The sequence below is a fragment of the Flexivirga meconopsidis genome (assembly GCF_026162425.1).
GTDB classification, from domain to species: domain Bacteria; phylum Actinomycetota; class Actinomycetes; order Actinomycetales; family Dermatophilaceae; genus Flexivirga; species Flexivirga meconopsidis.
In genome coordinates, this window is the sequence record NZ_JAOBQJ010000001.1 from 540,125 (window position 1) to 557,421 (window position 17,297).

General features: G+C 69.0%; 14 protein-coding genes. 10 read left to right on the top strand and 4 right to left on the bottom strand.

What is annotated here, in order from left to right:
* Window positions 1-64: 64 nt before the first annotated feature.
* On the bottom strand, window positions 65-934 hold the full coding sequence (locus N2M23_RS02650; protein WP_265443071.1) for a phosphatase PAP2 family protein: 870 nt from the start codon (window positions 932-934) through the stop codon (window positions 65-67).
* Between the two features lie 215 nt (window positions 935-1,149).
* Here N2M23_RS02650 and N2M23_RS02655 point away from each other — a divergent pair, with 215 nt between their 5' ends.
* The 5 genes from N2M23_RS02655 (at window position 1,150) to N2M23_RS02680 (ending at window position 7,023) form a co-directional block, all read left to right on the top strand.
* Window positions 1,150-2,421 (top strand): aspartate kinase, encoded by a 1,272-nt coding sequence (locus tag N2M23_RS02655; RefSeq protein WP_265443072.1) that lies wholly within the window; start codon window positions 1,150-1,152, stop codon window positions 2,419-2,421.
* Window positions 2,418-3,494: an aspartate-semialdehyde dehydrogenase gene (locus N2M23_RS02660; RefSeq protein WP_265443073.1), complete on the top strand. Its 1,077-nt coding sequence runs from the start codon at window positions 2,418-2,420 to the stop codon at window positions 3,492-3,494. The genes N2M23_RS02655 and N2M23_RS02660 overlap by 4 nt, the downstream gene beginning before the upstream one ends.
* Window positions 3,495-3,498: 4 nt before the next feature.
* On the top strand, window positions 3,499-4,563 hold the full coding sequence (locus N2M23_RS02665; RefSeq protein WP_265443075.1) for an aspartate-semialdehyde dehydrogenase: 1,065 nt from the start codon (window positions 3,499-3,501) through the stop codon (window positions 4,561-4,563).
* Window positions 4,564-4,614: 51 nt separating this feature from the next.
* Window positions 4,615-6,105 carry an ABC transporter substrate-binding protein/permease gene (locus N2M23_RS20885; protein ID WP_341870575.1) on the top strand — a complete coding sequence of 497 codons (1,491 nt, stop codon included), beginning with the start codon at window positions 4,615-4,617 and terminating at the stop codon, window positions 6,103-6,105.
* A gap of 165 nt (window positions 6,106-6,270) precedes the next feature.
* Window positions 6,271-7,023 (top strand): amino acid ABC transporter ATP-binding protein, encoded by a 753-nt coding sequence (locus N2M23_RS02680; RefSeq protein ID WP_279671368.1) that lies wholly within the window; start codon window positions 6,271-6,273, stop codon window positions 7,021-7,023.
* A 19-nt stretch (window positions 7,024-7,042) separates the two neighbouring features.
* On the opposite strand, the gene N2M23_RS02685 is transcribed toward N2M23_RS02680, so the two are convergent.
* Window positions 7,043-8,242, bottom strand: a complete 1,200-nt coding sequence (locus tag N2M23_RS02685; protein ID WP_265443076.1) for an acyl-CoA dehydrogenase family protein — start codon at window positions 8,240-8,242, stop codon at window positions 7,043-7,045.
* Between the two features lie 41 nt (window positions 8,243-8,283).
* Here N2M23_RS02685 and N2M23_RS02690 point away from each other — a divergent pair, with 41 nt between their 5' ends.
* The 5 genes from N2M23_RS02690 to N2M23_RS02710 all read left to right on the top strand — a co-directional run bounded on the left by N2M23_RS02690 (window position 8,284) and on the right by N2M23_RS02710 (window position 14,463).
* Entirely contained in the window at window positions 8,284-9,264 is a 981-nt protein-coding gene (locus N2M23_RS02690) for a DUF2332 family protein (RefSeq protein ID WP_265443077.1), read from the top strand.
* 56 nt (window positions 9,265-9,320) lie between these two features.
* Window positions 9,321-10,850 carry an AMP-binding protein gene (locus tag N2M23_RS02695; protein WP_265443079.1) on the top strand — a complete coding sequence of 510 codons (1,530 nt, stop codon included), beginning with the start codon at window positions 9,321-9,323 and terminating at the stop codon, window positions 10,848-10,850.
* Between the two features lie 77 nt (window positions 10,851-10,927).
* Window positions 10,928-12,142 (top strand): alpha-hydroxy-acid oxidizing protein, encoded by a 1,215-nt coding sequence (locus tag N2M23_RS02700; protein WP_265443081.1) that lies wholly within the window; start codon window positions 10,928-10,930, stop codon window positions 12,140-12,142.
* Between the two features lie 109 nt (window positions 12,143-12,251).
* Window positions 12,252-12,986, top strand: a complete 735-nt coding sequence (locus N2M23_RS02705; protein WP_265443082.1) for an LmeA family phospholipid-binding protein — start codon at window positions 12,252-12,254, stop codon at window positions 12,984-12,986.
* A gap of 4 nt (window positions 12,987-12,990) precedes the next feature.
* Window positions 12,991-14,463 carry a condensation domain-containing protein gene (locus N2M23_RS02710; protein ID WP_265443083.1) on the top strand — a complete coding sequence of 491 codons (1,473 nt, stop codon included), beginning with the start codon at window positions 12,991-12,993 and terminating at the stop codon, window positions 14,461-14,463.
* Between the two features lie 3 nt (window positions 14,464-14,466).
* On the opposite strand, the gene N2M23_RS02715 is transcribed toward N2M23_RS02710, so the two are convergent.
* A complete protein-coding gene (locus N2M23_RS02715; protein WP_265443084.1) occupies window positions 14,467-15,819 on the bottom strand; it encodes a condensation domain-containing protein in 1,353 nt (450 codons plus the stop codon).
* Window positions 15,819-17,201 (bottom strand): condensation domain-containing protein, encoded by a 1,383-nt coding sequence (locus N2M23_RS02720; protein ID WP_265443086.1) that lies wholly within the window; start codon window positions 17,199-17,201, stop codon window positions 15,819-15,821. The genes N2M23_RS02715 and N2M23_RS02720 overlap by 1 nt, the downstream gene beginning before the upstream one ends.
* Between the last annotated feature and the right edge of the window lie 96 nt (window positions 17,202-17,297).

The window sequence follows — 17,297 nt, forward strand, 5'->3', positions numbered from 1 at the left end:
GCCGGTCTCGATACGCCTCGCCTAGCGGCTCGGCTACTCGACCAGCGAAAGAGGGTGGCTCGGCTCAATCGACCAGCTTCGCCTGCCGGTGATCCTTCGGGTCACGGGTCAGGGTGAGTTCTTCCTTGGTCATCGCCGGATGCCACGGGTTGTGCCCGAACAGCGCCCAGACCGCCGCAGTCGAGATCGCGATGCAGGCCCAGCCGGCAACCGCGTCGAAGACGAAGTGGTTGGCCGTTGCCATCACCACGAACACCGTCCAGATCGGGTAGAGCACGGCAATGGTGCGGACCACCCGGTTGCGGGCGACGAAGAATACGCACAGCCCCACCCACAGCGCCCACGCGCAGTGCAGGCTCGGCATCGCTGCGTAGAGGTTGGAGTTGTCCGCGACCGTCGGCGTGCCCCACGACCCGAACGTCTTGAAGTAGACGACCGTGTCGACGAAGCCGGCGCCGGGCAGCAGCCGCGGCGGCGCCATCGGCACGATCCAGAAACCGATCAGCCCGAGGATCGTGGTGAAGACCAGCACGGTGCGGGCAGTCTTGTAGACGCGGCGGTGCCTCCAGAACAGCCAGATCAGCGTGCCGCCGGTGACCGGCAAGTGCAGGAACGAGTAGTCGTAATTGGCAATCTGTGCCAGCCACTCGTGCCGCACCAGGAACTGGTTGAGCGTGAGCTCGATGTCGAGGTTGAGGTCCTGGGTGAACTCCAGGAGACGCCAGCCGCGGTTGATGGCCTCCTGCTGATGCGTCGGCACCAGGTTGCGGAGCTGCTCATAGACCAGATCGAGCACGACCAGCACGGTGACTTCGAACCACCACCGAGGGGCGCGGTACGCGCGCCAGCGCAGCGGCAAGAGCGCCGGGCCAGATTCGGTCCGACGCGTCGCGGCTGTCAGGTCGCCAACCCCCTCCGAGCGGATCGACACCATGACAGCTTCTCATTAGTTCACCCAAAGGTTGAAATCAACCTGCATACTGGTGTGTTCCGCTATCCCGCGCATGCGCGGGCATGCCTGCAGGGGGTATGACGCAACTCACGCCAGAGCGCGGCCCCCAGTCCGCCATACGGCCGCTGCAATCGGTATGTGGACGCCTCGTTAGAATCGAGGCTCCGCCACCGACCCGTCAGAAAGGCCAACAGCACGTGCCTCTCGTGGTCCAGAAGTACGGCGGCTCGTCGCTCGCCGACGCCGACAGCATCAAGCGGGTCGCGCGCCGCATCGTCGACACCCGCAAGGCGGGCAACCAGGTGTGCGTCGTGGTTTCCGCGATGGGCGACACGACCGACGAGCTGCTCGATCTTGCCGACGCCGTCTCGCCGGCACCGCCCGAGCGCGAGCTCGACATGCTGCTGACCGCCGGTGAGCGGATGTCAATGGCGTTGGTGTCCATGGCGATCGCCAACCTAGGCGACTCGGCGCGGTCGTTCACCGGCTCGCAGGCCGGTGTCATCACCGACGACGTGCACGGCAAGGCCCGCATCATCGACGTCACGCCGGGCCGCATCACCGAGGCGCTCGGTGCCGGGCACATCGTGATCGTCGCCGGCTTCCAGGGCGTCAGCCAGAACACCAAGGAGATCACCACGCTCGGCCGCGGCGGCTCCGACACGACCGCCGTCGCGCTCGCCGCCGCGCTCAATGCCGACGTGTGCGAGATCTACACCGACGTCGACGGCATCTTCACCGCAGACCCGCGCATCGTGCCGACCGCGCGCAAGGTCGACCGCATCGCCAACGAGGAAATGCAGGAGATGGCGGCGTCTGGCGCGAAGGTGCTGATGCTGCGCTGCGTCGAATACGCCCGCCGCTTCAACCTGCCGATCCACGTGCGTTCGTCGTTCAGTCACCGCGAGGGCACCTGGGTCTACCAACCACAAGGAGAGGACGACGACGTGGAGGCACCGATCATCGCCGGCGTCGCGCACGACCGCAGCGAGGCCAAGATCACCGTCGTCGGGGTCGACGACTCGCCCGGTCAGGCCGCCTCGATCTTCAAGGCGATCGCCGAGGGCGGCATCAACATCGACATGATCGTGCAGAACGTCTCGGCGGTCTCCACCGGCAAGACCGACGTCTCGTTCACGCTGCCCAAGACCGACGGGCAGCGCGGCGTGCAGGTGCTGCAGGCGATCAAGGACCAGCTCGGCTTCGAGTCGGTGCAGTATGACGACCAGATCGGCAAACTCTCGCTCGTTGGCTCGGGCATGCGCAGCAACCCGGGGGTCTCCGCCACCCTCTTCCAGGCGCTCGCGGACAACGGCATCAACATCGAGATGATCTCGACCTCGGAGATCCGGGTCTCGGTCGTCACCAAGGACGACCAGCTGGACGACGCGGTCCGCGCTGTGCACACCGCGTTCGGGCTCGACTCGTCCGACGGGGAAGCAGTGGTCTACGGAGGCACCGGACGATGAGCACCACCGAGAACGTCAAGCGCGAAAACCTCAAGCCGCTCAACGTCGGCGTCGTCGGCGCCACCGGTCAGGTCGGCGGGGTCGTGCTGCGGCTGCTCGCCGAGCGCAACTTCCCGCTGGGCGAGCTGCGGCTCTTCGCCTCGCCGCGTTCGGCTGGCCGCGAAATCGACTGGCAGGGCAAGCGGTTGGTGGTCGAGGACGCCACGACCGCGGACCCGACCGGTCTGGACATCGCGATCTTCTCCGCCGGCGGAGCCACCTCGCGCGAGCAGGCACCCCGCTTCGCCGCGGCGGGCGTCACCGTCATCGACAACTCATCCGCCTGGCGGATGGACGACGAGGTGCCGCTGGTCGTCTCCGAGGTCAACCCGGAGCAGATCGACCAGGCGAAGAAGGGCATCATCGCCAACCCCAACTGCACCACGATGGCCGCGATGCCGGTGCTCAAGCCGCTCGCCGAGGCGGCCGGTCTGCGCCGACTGGTGGTGGCCAGTTACCAGGCAGTCTCCGGGTCCGGCCTCGCCGGGGTGGAGGAGCTCGCCGGTGAGATCCGCCAGGGCGTCGAGGGCAACCTCGAGGCGCTGACCCACGACGGCTCGGCGATCGAGCTCGGACCGGCCAAGAAGTACGTCGCGCCGATCGCCTACAACGTGCTGCCGATGGCCGGCTCGATCGTCGGCGACGGCAGCGAGGAGACCGACGAGGAGCAGAAGCTGCGCAACGAGTCGCGCAAGATCCTCGGCCTGCCCGAGCTCGCCGTCGCCGGCACCTGCGTGCGGGTGCCGGTCTTCACCGGGCACTCGCTGGCGATCCACGCCGAGTTCGACCAGGCGATCACGCCGGCACAGGCCAAGGAGCTGCTCGAGAACGCCTCCGGTGTCACGGTCGTCGACGTCCCGACGCCGCTCGAGGCGGCCGGCACCGACCCGTCATACGTCGGGCGCATCCGGCAGGACCAGTCGGTGCCCGACGGCAAGGGCCTGGTGCTCTTCGTAGCCGGGGACAACCTGCGAAAAGGCGCTGCGCTCAACACGATTCAGATCGCGGAGGCCATCGCGGCAGCGCGGTCGTAACTCGATGATCGGGGACAAGCCGACCCTCGCACTCGTGGGCGCCACCGGCGTCGTCGGGCTGTCACTGCTCTCGTTGTTGCCCACCCGCGACGACATCTGGGGTGAGATCCGGCCGATCGCATCCGGCCGCTCGGTTGGTCGCCGGATGACGATCCTCGGCCGGGACGTGGTCGTGCGGGAGCTGGACGACACCGCGTTCGACGGAGTCGACGTGGTCGTAATGGCGGTGCCCGCTGAGGTCGCGGCCCGGTGGGCGCCGATCGCGGTCGCTGCGGGGGCGGTGGTGATCGACAGCTCCGGCGAATTCACCGGCCGCGAGGACGTGCCGCTGGTCGTCCCGGAGATCAACCCGGATGCCGCGCGTTATCACCCGCAGGGCATCGTCGCGAGCCCGAGCGGACCCACGCTGATGATGGTCGGTGCGCTGTGGTCGCTGCACAGCGCGTGGCAGCTGACGTCGGTGGTGGCCACGACCATGCAGGCGGTCACCGACGCCGGTGTCGCCGGCGCACTGCGGCTGTATGACGAGACGATGGAGCTCGCCGGCAACCAGGGCGTGGGTCAGTCCCCGGGGGACGTGCGCCGGATGCTCTCCGATCTCGGCGCGTCACCCTTCCCGGCACCGGTCGCGTTCAACCTCATCCCGTGGGTCGGCGCACCGGCCGACGAGGGCGCGGCCGACTCCGAGGCGCACGTGCGTGACGAGCTGCGGTCGCTGATGCGGGTGTCGCACCTGCCGGTCGCGGTCACCTGCGTGCAGGTGCCGGTCGTGCGGACGCACTCGGTCTCGGTGCACGCGACCTTCGCCGCCGACGTCGATCGCGACGACGCCGTGCGGGTGCTCACTGAGTCATCGAATTCTGTTGTGGTGCTTGATGATTCGGCTGAGTCGCTGGACGACGCGTGGCCGACGCCGGTCGACGTGGTCGGTGCCGACCCGGTCTTCGCCGGCCGGGTGCGCCGGCTCGACGGCTTCCCCAAGGCGATCGAGCTCTTCATCTGCGCCGACAACCTGCGCAAGGGCTCGGCGCTCAACCTGCTGCAGATCGCGGAGCTCACGGTCAGCTGAACTCCACTGGGCCGCGCCGGTCACCGCCCATGGATGCACTAACCTCACGTGGTGCATAACGTTCGCTTACTTGCCGCGCGAGTGGCCGTGGCGGTCTTCGCGGTGCTGCTGGCGCTCGCCGGACCGGCCGGGGTCGCCCGGGCTGCCGCCCCGCAGCCGGCGCACCCAGCGCCCGCCGCAGCCGTGCCGAAGGTGCTGCGGGTCGGCACCGAGGGCGTCTACCCGCCGTTCAGCTATCACGACGGCAACGGCAACTTCACCGGGTATGACGTCGAGCTGATCCAGCAGATCGGCAAGCGCCTCGGCGTGCAGGTCCAACTGGTGCAGACGCCGTTCGACTCGATGTTCGCGGCGCTGGAGTCCGGCCGCATCGACCTGGTGGCCAACGAGATTTCGCCCACCCCCGAGCGGAAGGCGAAGTATGACCTGTCCGCGCCATACATCTCCACGACCGGTGTGGTCGTCGTCGCCTCCGGCAACAAGGACATCACCTCGCTCGCCGACATCAAGGGCAAGCGGGCCGGGCAGAGTCTGACCAGCAACTGGTCGCAGGTCGCCAAGAAGGCCGGCGCGACGATCGTGCCGATCCAGGACATGGACAAGGCGATGACCGCGCTGGCGCAGAACCGCGTGCAGGTGGTCGTCAACGACGAGTTGGCGGTGCGCAACTACCTCAACACGACCGGCAACAAGCAGGTCAAGATCGTCTCCACGACGAGCGACAAGACCGACTCGGTGTTCGCCGCGCGCAAGGGCAGCGGTTACATGCCGCAGATCAACGCGCAGATCGCCGCCATGCGCAGCGACGGTGCGCTGCAACAGCTCTACGACAAATACTTCGGCACCAAGGCTCAGCAGCAGGAGAAGCAGGCGGGCAACCGCAGCAGCTGGCAGATCGTGCGGGACAACCTGTGGCCGATGCTGCTGGCGACCCTGCGGACGACGATCCCGCTGACCGCGATCAGCTTCGTGCTCGGGCTGGCCATCGCCCTGCTGATCGCGCTGATGCGGCGCTCGACGATCGCGATCGTCTCCTGGCTCGCCCGCGCCTACATCTCGATCATCCGCGGCACGCCGCTGCTGGTGCAGTTGTTCATCGTGTTCTACGGATTGCCGCAGCTGGGTTTGAAATTCAGCCCGTTCGGGGCGGCGATCCTCGCGCTCAGTCTCAACGTCGGCGGGTATGCCGCAGAGGTCATCCGGTCGGCGATCGCGGCCGTGCCGCAGGGGCAGTGGGAGGCCGCCGAAACCATCGGCATGGACTACCGCACGACCCTGCGGCGGGTGGTGCTGCCGCAGGCGGCGCGCATCGCCGTGCCGCCGCTCGGCAACACGCTGGTGTCCTTGGTCAAGGACACCTCGCTCACCTCGGTGATCCTGGTCGCCGACCTCTTCCAGAAAGCGCAGAACGCGGCCGCACCGACCTTCGAATACATGGGTCTCTACACCGCGGCGGCCGCCTACTACTGGGTGATCTGCTTCGTGCTCAACGCGCTGCAGGGCCGCCTCGAGAAACGACTGAACAGGTACGTAGTCAGATGAATACCCCACAAAGTTCTCCGCTCCTTCGTCGCTCCGATACTTTGCGGGGGCCCCGATGATCACCCCACAAAGTTCTCCGCTCCTTCGTCGCTTCGATACTTTGCGGGGGCCCCGATGACCACCCCACAGAGTTCTCCGCGCACACCCCTGGTCGAAGTCACTTCGATGGCAAAGCGATTCGGCGATCACGAGGTCATCAAGGATGTCTCGTTCGAGGTCGGCAAGGGCACCGTCACCGTCGTCATCGGGCCGTCCGGGTCGGGCAAGACCACGCTGCTGCGTGGGCTCAACGCGCTGGAACTGCCCGACAGTGGCGCGGTGCGCATCGGTGACGTCGACGTCGACTTCGGGCAGATCCACCCCGGCCGCGGCGGACGGCTCGCCAAGCCCGACCGCGAGCTGGTGCGCCGCTACCGCGCCCAGAGCGGCATGGTCTTCCAGAGCCACAACCTCTTCCCGCACCGCACCGCGTTGCAGAACGTCACCGAGGGCCCGATCGTGGTGCAGCACCGCCCGGCCGCCGAAGCCGACGACCAGGCGCGCAAGCTCCTGGAGAAGGTCGGGCTGACCGGGCACGTCGACAAGTACCCCTACCAACTGTCCGGCGGTCAGCAGCAGCGCGTCGGCATTGCCCGGGCGCTCGCGCTCGAGCCGGAGCTTCTCCTGCTCGACGAGCCGACGTCGGCGCTCGACCCGGAGCTGGTCGGCGGGGTGCTTGCCGTCATACGGGCTCTCGCGCAGGAGGGCCGCACGATGGTGATCGTCACCCACGAGATCCGCTTCGCGCGGCAGGTCGCCGACCAGGTGCTCTTCATCGACGAGGGGCTGGTCGTCGAACGCGGCACGCCCGAGCAGGTGCTCGAGCACCCCACCAAGGAGCGCACCCGCACCTTCCTGCAGCGCCTGCTGGAGGCGTGACTGCCGGTCCGAATCTCGCTCAGCGGAAAGCGGATTCGCCGGTCAGCGCCTGGCCGATGATGAGCTGGTGCACCTCGGAGGTGCCCTCGTAGGTCATCACCGACTCCAGGTTGTTGGCGTGCCGCATCACCGGGTAGTCGAGGGTGATGCCGTTGGCGGCGAGGATCGTGCGGCACTCGCGGGCGATCTTGATCGCCTCGCGGCAGTTGTTCAGCTTGCCGACGCTCACCTGCTCATTGGTGATCGCGCCGGCGTCCTTGCGCCGTCCCAGATGTATGGCGAGCAGCGTCCCCTTCATCAGCTCCACGGCCATGTCCGCGAGCTTGGTCTGGGTGATCTGGTAGCCCGACAACGACTTGTCGAAGACCTTGCGGCTCTCGGCATACGCCAGCGCGATCTCCAGGCACTCCCGCGCGGCGCCCATCGCCCCGAAGAGGATGCCGAAGCGCGCCTCGGACAGGCACGACAGCGGCCCGCGCAGACCGGCCACCTCGGGCAGCACCGCATCGCCCGGCAGGCGCAGGTCGGTGAACGCCAGCGAGCCGGTGATCGAGGCACGCAGCGACAGCTTGTGCTCGATCTCGGTCGCCTCGAAGCCGGGGGTGTCGGTCGGCACCACGAAGCCGCGGATCTTGCCTCGTCCTGAGCTTGTCGAAGGGTCGTCGGTCTGCGCCCACACGACCGCGACGTCCGCGACGGGGCCGTTGGTGATCCACATCTTGGAGCCGTTCAGCACCCAGTCGTCGCCGTCGCGACGGGCGCGGGTGCGCATGCCGGCGGGGTCGGAGCCGAAGTCGGGCTCGGTCAGCCCGAAGCAGCCGAGCGCCTCGCCGGCCGCCATCCGCGGCAGCCACTCCTGCTTCTGCTCCTCGCTGCCGAACTTGTGGATCGCGGTCATCGCGAGCGACCCCTGCACCGACATCAGCGACCGGATGCCGGAGTCGGCCGCCTCCAGCTCCAGGCAGGCCAGGCCGTATTGCGTGGCCGTCGAGCCCGCGCAGCCGTAACCGTCCAAGTGCATCCCGAGCAGGCCGAGTTTGCCCAGCTCGGGCGCGAGTTCGCGGGCCGGCACGGTCCCGGCCTCGAACCACTCGGCCAGGTGCGGCCGCAACTTCTCGTCGCCGAATCGTCGTACGACGGCCGCGAGGTCACGCTCGTCCTCCTCCAGCAGACCGTCGGTGGCAAGGAGCTTGGTCAGGGCAGGGTTCGGTGCACTCACATGCCCATCATGCCCGCAGCGCAATTACAGTGACAGCCGACATGAGTGCAGTGGACGTCGCCCGGGCCCGAGCCGCCTTCGCTGCGGCTGCGGACGTGTTCGCCGGCCCCCTCTATCGGCACTGGTGCCGCGCGATGGCGGCCGAGACCGGCCGCGACGACCGCACCTTCACCGGGTTCGCAAGCTACGGCCTCGACTTCGACGACTGGCGGGCGGCTCAGCGGCTGTTGCGGGTCACCAGCCTGGAGCTGCGCCGAGCCGGCCTCGATCACCCGCTCGCCGACTACTTCCCGGTGCTCGGCGGCACGCTGCCCCCAGACGCCCGCTCCTACCAGCTGTGGACCGAGCTGCTGCGCGACCGCCGCGGTCCGATCGGCAGACGACTGCAGGAGCCGCCGGTGCCGCTGAACGACCCGATCGCGGGCCTGCGGATCATGCGGCTGCTGGACACCCACCTCACCCAGGCGTATGCCGACCCGGTCGTCCTCGAGCTGCTCGCGGTAGGGGCGGCCGGGGGACTCGAACTCGTCGCCGACTTCCTGGCACCCGGTCTCCTTCAGGGGCACCACATCGTGCACCGTCGCGGCGTCGACCTCGACCCGCTCGACACCCGCGACCCGCAGGTGCGCGACGAGATGCTGGCACTGCTCGAGCCGGAGGACCTCGCCGCGCAGGGCCGCGTCCAGCGCGCCGCACAGCTCGCGGCCGAGCAGGACATCGTCGTCTCGCGTCAGGACGCCTTCGACGCGGTCAGCAAGGAGGGCTTCGGATTCGGCCGGTTGCCAGTGGTTTTCGGCGCATCCTTCCTGTGCAGCGTCGACGACCCGGAGCGGATGGACCAGATCATGCGGGCACGGCACGCCGAGGGCATCTGGATCAGCGACGAGTCCGCCGGTGTGCTCGCGCGGTTCGTCGACGACCCGCAGCTGCGCGACCTTCCGCCGCTGACGCGGGTGACCCGGCTGGCGCACTACCGCGGCGGCGAAGCTCTCGCCATACGAACGAACGTGGCGGATGCGTAGCGACATCGTGTGACCGTTGCCACAATGAGGCCACCACATCCCCCTGGAGGTAGCTCGTGGAATACCCGCTCATCGTTCGTGACTTCCTGGATCGGGCCGAGACGGCCTACCCGGACCGCGTGGCCGTGGTGGACGAACCCAACCAGCCGGCGCCGGGATTCGGCGGGGGCGAGCTGACCTACCGGGAGCTGGCCAAGCGCGCCCGGGCGCAGGCCGCCGGGTTGGACGCGATGGGGGTGCCGGTCGGTGGGCGGGTTGCGGTCGTCTCGCAGAACAGCGCGCGCCTGCTCACCTCGTTCTACGGTGTGAGCGGCTGGGGCCGGGTGCTGGTGCCGGTCAACTTCCGGCTCTCGGTGCCCGAGGTGCAATACATCGTCGAGCACTCCGGCGCCGAGGTGCTGATGATCGACCCCGAGCTCACGCATCTGATCGACGAGGTGCCGTGCGAGCGGAAGTTCGTGCTGGGCGAATCGGACGACGAGCTGTGGGGCTCGACCGCCGAGCCGCGGCCGTGGGCGGGTGACGAGCACGCGACCGCGACGATCAACTACACCTCGGGCACGACGGCACGGCCCAAGGGTGTGCAGCTGACCCACCGCAACAACTGGCTCAACGCGAGCATCTTCGGCTGGCAGACAGGCGTCTCCGACCGCGACGTCTATCTGCACACGCTGCCGATGTTCCACGCCAACGGCTGGGGCATGCCCTTCACGGTGACCGGCATGGGCGGCAAGCACATCGTGCTGCGAAAGGTCGACGGCCCGGAGATCCTGCGCCGCATCGACGAGCACGGCGTCACGCTGATGTGCGCCGCGCCCGCGGTCGTGGCGGCTGCGCTGGATGCCGCGCAGACCTGGGACGGGCCGATCCCCGGGCGTGACCGCACCCGCATCGTCGTCGCCGGCGCCCCGCCGCCCACCCGCACCATCGAGCGGGTGCGCGAGGAGCTCGGCTGGGAGTTCATCCAGATCTACGGCCTGACCGAGACCTCGCCGCTGCTCACGATGAGCCGGATGCGCGCGGAGTGGGACGACCTGTCCCCGACCGAGCAGGCACGCAACCTGGGCCGGGCCGGGTACCCCGCCGTGGGAGTGCGCATCAGCGTCGACGAGAGCGGCGAGGTGCTCGCGCAGTCCAACCACAACCTCGCGTCCTACTGGGACAACCCGGAGGCCACCGCGGCCGCGCAGGCCGGCGACTGGTTCCACACCGGCGACGGCGGCGCCTTCGAGGACGGCGTGCTCACGATCTCCGACCGCAAAAAGGACGTGATCATCTCCGGCGGGGAGAACGTCTCCTCGATCGAGGTCGAGGACGTGCTGATGTCGCACCCGCAGGTGCGCGAGGTCGCGGTCATCGGCATACCCGACGAGAAGTGGGGCGAGCTGATCACCGCACTGGTCGTGGTCGACGGTGACGTCGACGCCGACGAACTGATCGCGCACAGCCGCAAGTCGCTCGCCGGTTACAAGGTGCCCAAACGCATCGAATTCCGCGACGAGCTCGCGCGCACGGCAACCGGCAAACTGCAGAAATTCAAACTCCGGCAGCCCTTCTGGGAGGGCACCGACCGGCAGGTCAACTAGTGAGGGACTTCGGCAACATCGGGCGCGCGGTCCAAGGCGCGATCTACTCCGCCGGAGCTTACGGACACCGGCCGAAGGTGCCCGTCGAGCCTTCGGCCCTGTATGCCGCAGCGCACCGGCGGATGAGCTCGCAAGCGTGGTCGTACGTCGCGGGCAGCGCGGGCATGCAACGCACCGACGAGGCCAATCAGCAGGCATTCCAGCGCTATCCGATCGTGCCGCGGATGCTGCGCGACGTCTCCGAGCGGTCGCTCGCGGTGCAGCTGTTCGGTTACACGCTGCCCGCACCGCTGCTCTTCGCGCCGATCGGCGTGCTCGAGATGGCGCATCCCGACGCGGAACTGGCTGTCGCCCGCGCGGCGTCGGCGCTCGGCCTGCCGATGGTGCTGTCGACGCAGGGCTCGGTCCCGATGGAGCGCACAGTGGCCGAGTTGGGCGCCAATCCCATGTGGTATCAGCTGTATTGGAGCAACAACAACGAGCTCGCCGAGTCGCTGGTGCGTCGCGCGGAGACCGCCGGCGCACAGGCGCTCGTGGTCACCCTCGACACCCACCTGCTCGGCTGGCGCACCCGGGACCTCGACCTCGGCTACCTGCCGTTCGCGCGGGCCGAGGGCATCGCCCAATATCTGACCGACCCGGTCTTCACCGACCTGGTGCGCCGGAGAGCGGCGAGCGGCGTGGCGGGGGAGACCGCCGTCAACCAGCGGCCGACGCTGGCCGCCGTCCGCACCCTGCTGTCAATCACCCGGCACTACCCGGGACGCTTCCCCGCCAACCTGCGGTCGCCGTTGCCGCGGGCGGCGGTCGAGACCTTCCTCGACGTCTTCCCCTGCCCGGCGCTCACCTGGGACGACCTGGACTTCCTGCGCGGCATCACCTCGTTGCCGATCGTGCTCAAGGGCATCCAGTCGGTCGACGATGCCCGCGAGGCTATCGACCGCGGGGTCGACGGCATCCAGGTGTCCAACCACGGCGGCCGTCAGGTTGACGGCGCGGTTGCGGCCCTCGACGCACTTGCTGAGATCAGCGCCGCGGTCGGCGGGCGGGTGCCGTTGCTCTTCGACAGCGGCATCCGCAGCGGCGCCGACATCTTCAAGGCGCTCGCGCTCGGCGCGTCCGCGGTGATGATCGGCCGGCCTTGGCTCTACGGCCTCGCCCTCGACGGCGCGGCCGGTGCCGAGGCCGTGATGGAGCGGCTGATCGCCGAACTCGACCTGACCATGGCGCTTTCCGGAGTGGCCTCGGTGACCGAGCTCGGCCGCGACAACCTGCGCCTGCCGGTCGGCTGACCAGGGGCGTGTGTGGGCAAACGCATAGTTGCCGCAGGGCCCATCTTTACCCGTGGGTAGGTACGGTGGGCCCGCCTTGACCTCGATCATGATCCGGAAGTGACGACCGATGACCGAGCAGCCGCGCCGCCGCCGACGAGCACCCCTGATCGCCGCTGTCGCCATACTCGCCGTCCTCGCGCTCGTGGCCGGCGCGGAGTTCCTGGTGCGTCATCAACTGCGCAGCAGCGTCTCGAACGCCATGGAGAACGGGCTGCGCACCTCCTCGGTCGACGTGGGCATCGGCTCGACGCCGGCGCTGCTCGACCTCGGCCGCGGCAGCATCGACAAGGTCACCCTGAACGCGCAGAACGCCACCATCTGTCAGGTCCGGGACGTCTCGATCAATGCCGACGTCCGGGATGTGTCGACGTCCCCGTCCGGCGGGCGGATCGGCGAATCCAACCTGGCCCTGACGCTGAGCGGTCAGGCGATGGCCGACCTGGTGGCGGGCTCGGGCCAGGCTCAGGGGGTCACCGCGACGCCCGAACCTGCTTCGGGCACAGTCCAACTCAGCGGCTTCGGTGGCCTCGCGCAGATCTGGGTGCGACCGTCGGTCAAGGGCGGTCAGCTCGACTTCACGATCACCAAGGCGTCGTTGGCGGGGCGTGACGTGCCCGCGGACCAGGCGCAGAAGATGCTCGGCGGCTCCTCCGGAGGCAGCGGTATGACGCAGCTCCCGCTCGGGCTGAAGGCGACGTCGGTGAAGGTCACCGGCGCCGGGCTGGTCGCCAGCTTCCGGGGAGCGCCGACCACCCTGCCGAAGGACAAGCAACCCCTCGACTGCAAGAGCACCGGAGCGTGACGACATGGAGATGACCCCGATCGAGCAGTGGAAGCCGCGGGCCGGTGAGGTGCTGCAGATCGTGCCGACCGACGCCACGATGGCTGCCGTGGCGGCCGCGCCGGCGTCGTCCGCGCGGCCGTCGCTGCTGCAGGAGTCGCACATCCGCACCGCGGCCGACCGGCGGGCCAAGGGTGTGCCGTGGTCGCCGTGGATCGCCTTCGCCTTCCACGTCCCGCAGCGGCTGGACCGGGAGGCGCTGCGCCGTGCCGTGCAGCGCTTCGTCACCCGCCACGGGGCATTGCTCAGCTGGTTCGAGCCGGATGCCGAAACCATCGATGAGAGCACGACTTTCACCCGACGAGCGTTGCCCGTGGAGCAGGTCGAGCTTGAGGTGCGCAGCACCGGCCGGGCGGCGGACGTCGACGCCGCTCGCGATGCGGTCACCGAGCGCTTCGCCGGCAGCACCAGTCCGCTGGAGTGGCCCTCGTTCGCGGCCGGCGCGATCGACCACGGCGACGACGGCTTCACCGTCTACTACGGCGTCGATCACTCGTTCAGCGACGGCGTCTCCCTTGCCCTCGGCGTCGATGATCTCTTCCGGCTCTATCAGATCGAGGCGCACGGGTCGCAGGAGGAAGTGCCCCCGGTCGGCAGCTATGTCGACTTCAGTGAGCAGGAGCGGGCCCGGTCGGAGCGGCTCAGCTGGCGCGATCCTGCCGTGCGGGTCTGGGCGCTGGCGCTGCTGTCGGTGCGCAACAAGCTGCCCAGCACCCCGCTGGACATCGGCGTGCAGCCCGGGCAGACGGCGCCCTCGACCCGGATGAACCGGACGCTCGCGGACGCCGAGACGATGAAAGCGTTCGAGGCCCGCTGCAAGGCACACGAAGGTGGCGCCGGCGCCGGTCTCTTCGCCGTGCTGGCATTGATCGACGCCGCGCTGACCGGTCGGCCGAGCTACCTGGCCCTCAACGCCGTTGCCACCCGGTCGGATCCGCAATACCTGATGGCACAGGGCTGGTTTATCAACCTGGTGCCGGTCGCGTTCCGGGTTGGGAAGGGAACCTCCTTCGACGACCTGGTCGGCAAGGCGCAGAAGGCGCTGCGCCGATCCCGTGCCGCCACGGATACGCCGGCCCGCTCGATCGTCGACTACGCGGCGAAATTCGGCGGGGTGAAGGTCGGCGCGACGGCGGTGCCGCCGATCGTCTCCTACATCGACCTGCGTCGGGTGCCGGGGGCCGAGTTGCCCGGCGTCGACGACGTGCACGCGCTCGGCGGACCCGGCACCACCGGTGACGTGTCGATGTGGATCAACCGAGGCAGCGATCGCACCTACGCGCTGATGAGCTACCCGGACACACCCGAGGCCGCGGTCAGCATCGACCGCTACTTCGGCGCGATTACCGAGCTCATCCGCGCCGTTGCGGCACAGGAGGACGTGACCGTCGAAACCGCTTTGGCCGCAATGCAGTTGCCGATCCCGGCGACAGCCTGACGGTCACCCCGTCGACGCGCGCAGGGTGCGCTCGACCTCGTCGAGCCAGTCGCCGACGATGCTGCGCGCCTGCGCCGTGTCGGGCATCCTGGCGCGCAGCGCGAGGCCGGTGTCGTCGCGCACCCACCACAGCTGCACGTCGGTCGTCGGCGCATCCGGGCTCGCCTGGGTGACCGCGTGGCGCTCGTGCAGCTCGTGGCCGGGCACCCGCCGGTAGTCGACGTAGGAGATCATCCCGACATCCCCCTCGTGCGCGAATCCTCTTGCGTATGACGCAAGTACGTCACCCAACGGCAGCGTCGCGAGGCGTTGCGCGCGTTCGACCTGGCGCTGCGCCTCCGGCAACAACTCGTCCATGGCGAGGTGGCTGGCGATGGTGACCGGCCCGTTGCTGACGAACCAGCCGACCGCTTCGCGCCACTCGTCGCGGCTGCGGGTGCCGACGGGCAGCAACGTGCTGAACTCGTCGGTCAGACCGAGCGTGCCGGCTGCCCGTGCGCAGGTGGCCAACAACGCGGCCGGTAGCCGGGCTCCATGGTCGCGGGCACACCGTTCGAGCGCGTCGGTCTGCTCGCACGTGAGCACGCTCCGCACGTCCACCGCGGCCGGACCGTTGCCGTGGCGTGCCGCAGCCGGTAGCGGAAAGCGTGGCAGCCCACCGCAATTGCGGTCGAAGAACGCATGCCAGTCGGAGATGCCGGTGCCGGCCGGACCCGCTGCCACCGCGGCCTCTGCCCGGCAGGCGTCGAGGAAGGAACCGACCCGGGGGAGACCGGTCCCCGCAAGCTCGGGATGGTCGCCATCGCTCCAGTGGTCGCGGCCTGCGGCATACAGCTCGACGAAGTCGCGCGCGAGCACCGCCATCGAGACGGCATCGGTGAGTCCGTGGTCGAGGGCGATGACGACGGTCGAGCGGTCGCCGGCATCGACGGCGGCGAAGCAGACCTTCGGCCCGTCCACGGTGTGGGTGGCGTCGTCGATGAGGGTCCGCAGCTGTCGGCGGCGGTCGGTGACGGAGCCCTTGCAGTCGGATTCGACGATTTCCCAGTCGAATTCGTCACCGAAGGCCAGAGTGACGGGTGCGCCGTCGCGGAAGGCGGTCGCGGTGCGGAGCACCTCGTGGCGGTTCATGAGGGCCGCGCAGGCTGAGGTCAACGCTGCTCGGTCCAGCGGGCCGGCGACGGCCAGGGTCAGACAGAGCCAGCCTCCGGTCGGGCCTGCGGCGAGCGTGTGGTTGATCTGGTTGAAGGACGGCGGCACATCGGGGATGACGTGCGAGGCCGCGGCCGGTGCCGGCAGGCACCGCACCAGCCGGCCCGCGGGCAGGTCGAGCCGGTCTGCGGTCGTCAGCAGCATCAGACGAGCGCTGGCTCCGGCTGAGTCGCCAACTCCTGCAGGACGGTGGTGAATGCCTGCAGGTAGCGCTCCACCCCGGCCGTCGCGGTGGCGTTGTTGGGGTGCCGCACGGAGACGTTGATGCCGCCGCGTGCGCGCACCACCCAGAAGTAGAACTCGTCGTCGGAGTACCGGATGCTGCGCAGCGCGCGGGCGCGGACCGCATCGAACTGCGCCGCGCCAGGCAGGTGCCGCAGGTCGACGTAGGAGACCACGAAGCGGGGCGAGGAGTCGATGCCGAGCAGGTCGGCGATCGTGGCGAACGGGATCTGGGCATCACTGCGGATGTGCGCGGACGCCTCGTCCGCGCGTCGCAGCTTCTCCGGCAGCCCGGAAGCACCGGCGAGTTGCAGGGTGAACGGGCTGATGCCGACGAACCAACCCATGGATGCGGTGTATTCGGGGGTCCGGGTGTGCATCGGCATGACGAACTTGAACGGGTCGGCGGTGCCGGTTGCGGTCGACATCGCCTCCGCGAGCGCAACCAGAACCGCCGGCTGCATCCCGAACCCGAGCGACCGGGCGTGCTGGTGGATCTGGTCGCTGACCTCGGGACCGACCAGCCAGCGGGAGATGCTGCGCTGCGGCAAGGTCAGGTCGGCGGGTTCCTCATTGGGAAACGGTGCGACCGGGAAACGCGGCTCATCGGGCTCCAGGAAGTCCAGCCAGCGACGGGTGGTTTCGTGTCCGTGGTCGGCGACTGCGGCGTGGGCGCGTTCGGCAACGCTGAAATCGACGTAGCTGGCGGCGGGTTCGGTGACGAGCGGCTCCCCGGCTAGCGCGGCCGTGTAGAGCTGGTCGAGCTCCGACACTGCGATCACCTGCGAGTAGGCGTCCATCACCGAGTGGTCGGCCGCGAAGGCGAGCAGGAAGCGCGGACCGTCCTCCTGGTTGGTGGGCACCACCGTCGCGGCGACCAGGTGCGGCCAGCTGTCCGGTCGGACGGTGCGGTCGAAGTAGCGGGAGACCACGTCGTAGACGCGCTCGACGGTGTCGTAGCTGCCGGCGTCCCGAGCGGCGAGGTGGAGATTCTCGGGCCGGTAGGTCGCGCGGTGCAGGCCGGAGTCGTCCCGCGTCACGAGGGTGCGGAACGACTCATGCTTGGCGTGCCAGGCAAGCAACGTGCGGCGTACGGCCTCCGCGTCGAACTCGTGCTGGATCTCGAAGACGGTGCCGATCCACGACGGTTCGTCCGGGTCGGGTGCGCGGGTGACGTGCTTTTCGTGCTGGGGTGAGAGTGGGCGTCCGTCGACGGCGTCGGCGCACGGTGTCGATGACCTGGCTCGCCAGAAAGTGACCGCGCCGGCGTAGACCTCGTAGTCGGCGAGCTCGGTGTATTCCACGGCGCAGCTCCTTCCTCGTGTGCGGGGTGGGGGAGTGGGCGCGCAGCGGCACTGCTACGGCAGAGTAAGGGACCCGCCCCCGTTCTACACCTGGGA